This window comes from Mesorhizobium sp. M1E.F.Ca.ET.041.01.1.1 (genome assembly GCF_003997355.1).
Lineage (GTDB): Bacteria > Pseudomonadota > Alphaproteobacteria > Rhizobiales > Rhizobiaceae > Mesorhizobium.
In genome coordinates this window covers 1-3,660 of the sequence record NZ_RZSL01000581.1, presented here as the reverse complement: position 1 = coordinate 3,660, position 3,660 = coordinate 1, and the positions used below count along the sequence as shown (strand labels likewise).

2 protein-coding genes and 2 pseudogenes are annotated in these 3,660 nt (G+C 59.7%); 1 reads left to right on the top strand and 3 read right to left on the bottom strand.

Translation table 11 applies throughout. From position 1 onward, the window contains the following. Positions 1 to 37: 37 nt before the first annotated feature. Positions 38 to 194, bottom strand: a pseudogene (locus tag EOA38_RS30615) (transposase domain-containing protein); the annotation flags it as partial. A gap of 211 nt (positions 195 to 405) precedes the next feature. Between EOA38_RS30615 and EOA38_RS41015 the strand changes: the two are divergent. After that, complete coding sequence (locus EOA38_RS41015; RefSeq protein WP_210212999.1) at positions 406 to 717, top strand: recombinase family protein; 312 nt, start codon at positions 406 to 408, stop codon at positions 715 to 717. 1,128 nt (positions 718 to 1,845) lie between these two features. On the opposite strand, the pseudogene EOA38_RS30605 reads toward EOA38_RS41015, so the two are convergent. Together EOA38_RS30605 and EOA38_RS30600 are read right to left on the bottom strand one after the other, a co-directional pair. Beyond that, a pseudogene (locus EOA38_RS30605) lies at positions 1,846 to 2,159 on the bottom strand (IS6 family transposase); the annotation flags it as partial. 359 nt (positions 2,160 to 2,518) lie between these two features. After that, positions 2,519 to 3,660, bottom strand: a 1,142-nt coding sequence (locus EOA38_RS30600; RefSeq protein WP_127300984.1) for an aminotransferase class III-fold pyridoxal phosphate-dependent enzyme, incomplete at its 5' end; no start/stop codon positions are given.

Below are 3,660 nucleotides of genomic sequence, written 5' to 3'. Positions count from 1 at the left end.
ACGTAGTCGATGCTGAACACATGGGTCACCGTTGCCATCAGGCGGCCTCGGCGGAGATGGCGGTGACAGGTGACCACTTCCAGGGAAGCAACTCGTCGAGGCGATTGATCTTGTGATCATGGATGCGGTCGAGCACGTCTGCGAGATATGCCTGCGGATCGATGCCGTTCATCTTGGCCCGTCTCGATGATTGTCATGGCGCGAGCCAGGGTCTCCGCGCCAGTTTTTTCTTCCGATTGCCATCGCAGGGTCATTCTGCCCATGTCGGGCAGATGATAGAGTTTCATTATCGCTGGCATTCATATTAAGGCGGTCGTTTTCTGCATGAAGGTCGCGAGGACCGGACCAGGTGACCGGCGGTGATTTTGCAGTGTTCACTCATGACCGGCCTCCCTCACTGGCCACATAGAGGCCGTCCTGATCCACTCGCCGGATCGGCTGAGCCGGAAATATGCCTGTCAGGTTCTCCTGACGGAAGAGTTCGCCCGCCACGGGGTCGAGACGATCTTCGTCAAGGCACCGCATTCCAACACGCCGGAGGATCAGCTCATGCTGCAGTTCCAGGGCATGATCGCCGAGTACGAACGGGCGCAGATTCTCGAACGTCGCGGCCCGGCAAGCGCCACCGCGCCAAACCGGCGAAGTCTCGGTTCTGGGTGGCGCGACCTATGGCTACCGCTACATTCGGAAGACGAACGATGCGCCGGCGCGGTATGAGATCGACGCCGCCGAGGCGGCGGTCGTGCGGCTCGTGTACGAGAAATACACGGTCGATGGCCTGAGCATCGGCGCCATCGCACGGCTGCCGCGGGAAATGGGGCCACCGACACGCAAGCGCGTAACCCGCTGGGAACGGTCGGTCGTATGGGGAATGCTGCGCAATCCGCCTATAAGGGCACCGCCTGTTTCAACAAGCCGCAGGCCAGGCCACGGCAAAAGGTGACGAAGCCATTCCGCTTGTCGGGTTGGGCGGTTCATGGCGAAAAGACCTGTGCGCACGAGCGGCCGCGGGAGGAATGGATCGAGATACCGGTTCCCCGCCCTTGTCAGTGAAGAGACCTTCGCGTTGGCGGCGGAACGCCTGGTCGACAAAGAGCGCTTCGCACCCCACCGGACCATTGAGCCGAGCATCGTGCAGGGCTTGGTATCCTGCAGCAAATGCGGCTACGCGCTGTCGCACCTCGACCGGCAGTTCGGCGCAAGATTCACTGCCTGGGTTCGGATGGCTGGCGCCACCTCGGCGGCGCGGTGTGCGACAGCCGGCCGATCCGCCAAGACCTACTCGACCAGATCGTGTTGCAGGAGGTGATGCAGCTGATCGAAGACCCGGCGCCCATCAGTGCCGAACTCGACCGGCGTCTTGACGCAGCCCGTGCGGCTGAACCCACGAAACGCGGCAAGAAGTCCTCGAACGGGAGCTCACGCGCATCAGCAACAGCATGGAACGCCTGTTGCCCTCTTACCAGGAAGATCTCCTGTCTTTGGACTAACCGCGGCGCCACTAGCCCGAAGTGCGGACCCGCGAACAGGAACTGGGAGCCGAGCTGCAGGCGATTCTCGATCAGGCCGCCGACCGGATGTCGTTCTTGCGATTGGCCGAAACATTGACCGCATTCCTCCAGCGACTGAGGGGAATCAGCAGAATCGCTGGAAATCACCGATCGGCAGAGAATTGTCCGCCTGCTGGTCAAAGAGGTCTTGGTCGATGACGATGCGCATCACAATCCGCCACTCGATCCCCGCGCCGTCAAAAACGCCTCCGACCAGCAGCGAACCGCCACCCCTGCAACGGCAAATTCCGGACGGCTGACCAAAGTTACCATTTGCGTTCAGGGATTGATAATCCCGGTTTTCACTGAACCAGAACTCGACGGGTGCCGCCGACGCTGTCGATGGCGCGATAGAGGTACATCCATCCCGGGACTTTGATGTAGGTCTCGTCCGCATGCCATTTGCCGGTCACGGCGCGCTTGCCGGTTGAAGCGTCCCATCAGCAGCGGCGCGAAATGAACGACCCAGGGATGGATCGTTGAATGATCGACACTAATGCCACGCTCCGCCATCGTTTCTCGAAGATCGCGTAGGCTCAGTCCGTAGGCCCGATACCAGCGAATGCAGAGCAAGATCACAGATTGGTCGAAATGGCGACCTTTGAACATCTCAACTGTCCGGGGAACACCGGAGACCAATGCCATGCGCCTCGTTGCCAATAACTTTGCAACACATCCCGACATCCTTGTCTATGAAGATCGGGCTTGAGGGCATCACGGGTGTGTCCGAGAATGGCCGGCGACCGTCGCCAATCTCGTTGCGATTGTGCCTTGCCTGAGAGTGGTTAGCCAACTCATCGTGCGACGGCGTGGCAATGAGCTGAGGAGAGTGGCGCCGGTCATTCTCTTCGGCTATCCGGATGATCTCTTTAGTCGCACGCCGATTGCAGTGCGACTTCGCTCTTAGGGTCCGGCCACAGTCGGTATGGGGTTGCTGGTCAGCACTGGGTATTCGCTTGCCGGGTCTCCTAGTCGTGCGGCAGAAAGGCCGAATATCGGTCGAGGAATCCTGCGAAAGTATTCACGAATGCCTCGCAGTCATCATCCGTGGTGGCCAGCGAGAGATTGATCGTGCCGCGCCGCGGCGTGTAGAAGCCATGTAGCAGCATATCAAGATGAAAGAGCTTCCGTTGCGTTGGCGTGGTTGTGATTTCGGTAGGATTACGTGGTGCTGCGGGCTGGAAATGCAGCGATAGAATCGACCCATATCCGCTGATCGAGAGCGCCGTTCTGCGCTCTGTGGCAACTTTCAAGAGGCTGTGGCGCAGCTTGTCACCGCGAGCGTTGACCGCCTGCAGCGCTTCGATTGTTGCCACTTGGGTGAGACCGATGTGGCCAACGGTCATGGTCAGCACGTTATTATTAAACGTGCCGCTGTGGAGGATCGCGCCCGGACGGGAAGGATCCAGCCGATCGATCAGCTTCGCACGCCCGCCGAAAGCACCGAACGTGAGGCCGCCCCCCAAGGACTTGCCGAGCGTTGTGAGATCGGGGCGGATTTGGACCAAGTCCTGGAGGCCACCAGGGGATAAGCGGGCGGTTACGACTTCGTCGAAAATGAGAAGCGCCCCAAAGTTGTCCGCCAGAGCCCGAAGAGCGGCGAGAAAGGCACGGTTGGCTAAAATTCCACCGCCGCTCGCCATCATGGGCTCGACGATGATAGCTGCCGTCTCTGCTCCACACTCCTCCAATACTCGCAGGACATCTTTCTCGTCGTTGTAGCGGGCGAAGCGCATCTGCAATTTGTCGACGTTCAGCGGCGCTTCAACATTTACATACGTCGCAAGGCTTCCGTGATATCCACCGTGGAAGGCAAGGACCAGCGGCCGGCCGGTTACTGCACGCGCCAAGCCCATAGCCACCAAATTGGCTTCGGTCCCAGAATTACAAAAACGGACGCGTTCGATTGATGTGAACCGCCGGCATATGTCTTCGGCAAGCGCTACTTCGTGCTTATGAGGGCCGCCAAAGCTGATGCCTTTGTCCAGAGCACCCCGGATGGCAGCCAGTATCACCGGATTGGAGTGACCATAAAACCCGGCCGACATGTCGTTTGTGAAGTCGATATAGCTGTGCCCGTCGACGTCGGTGAGGCAGCCGCCTGCCGCGC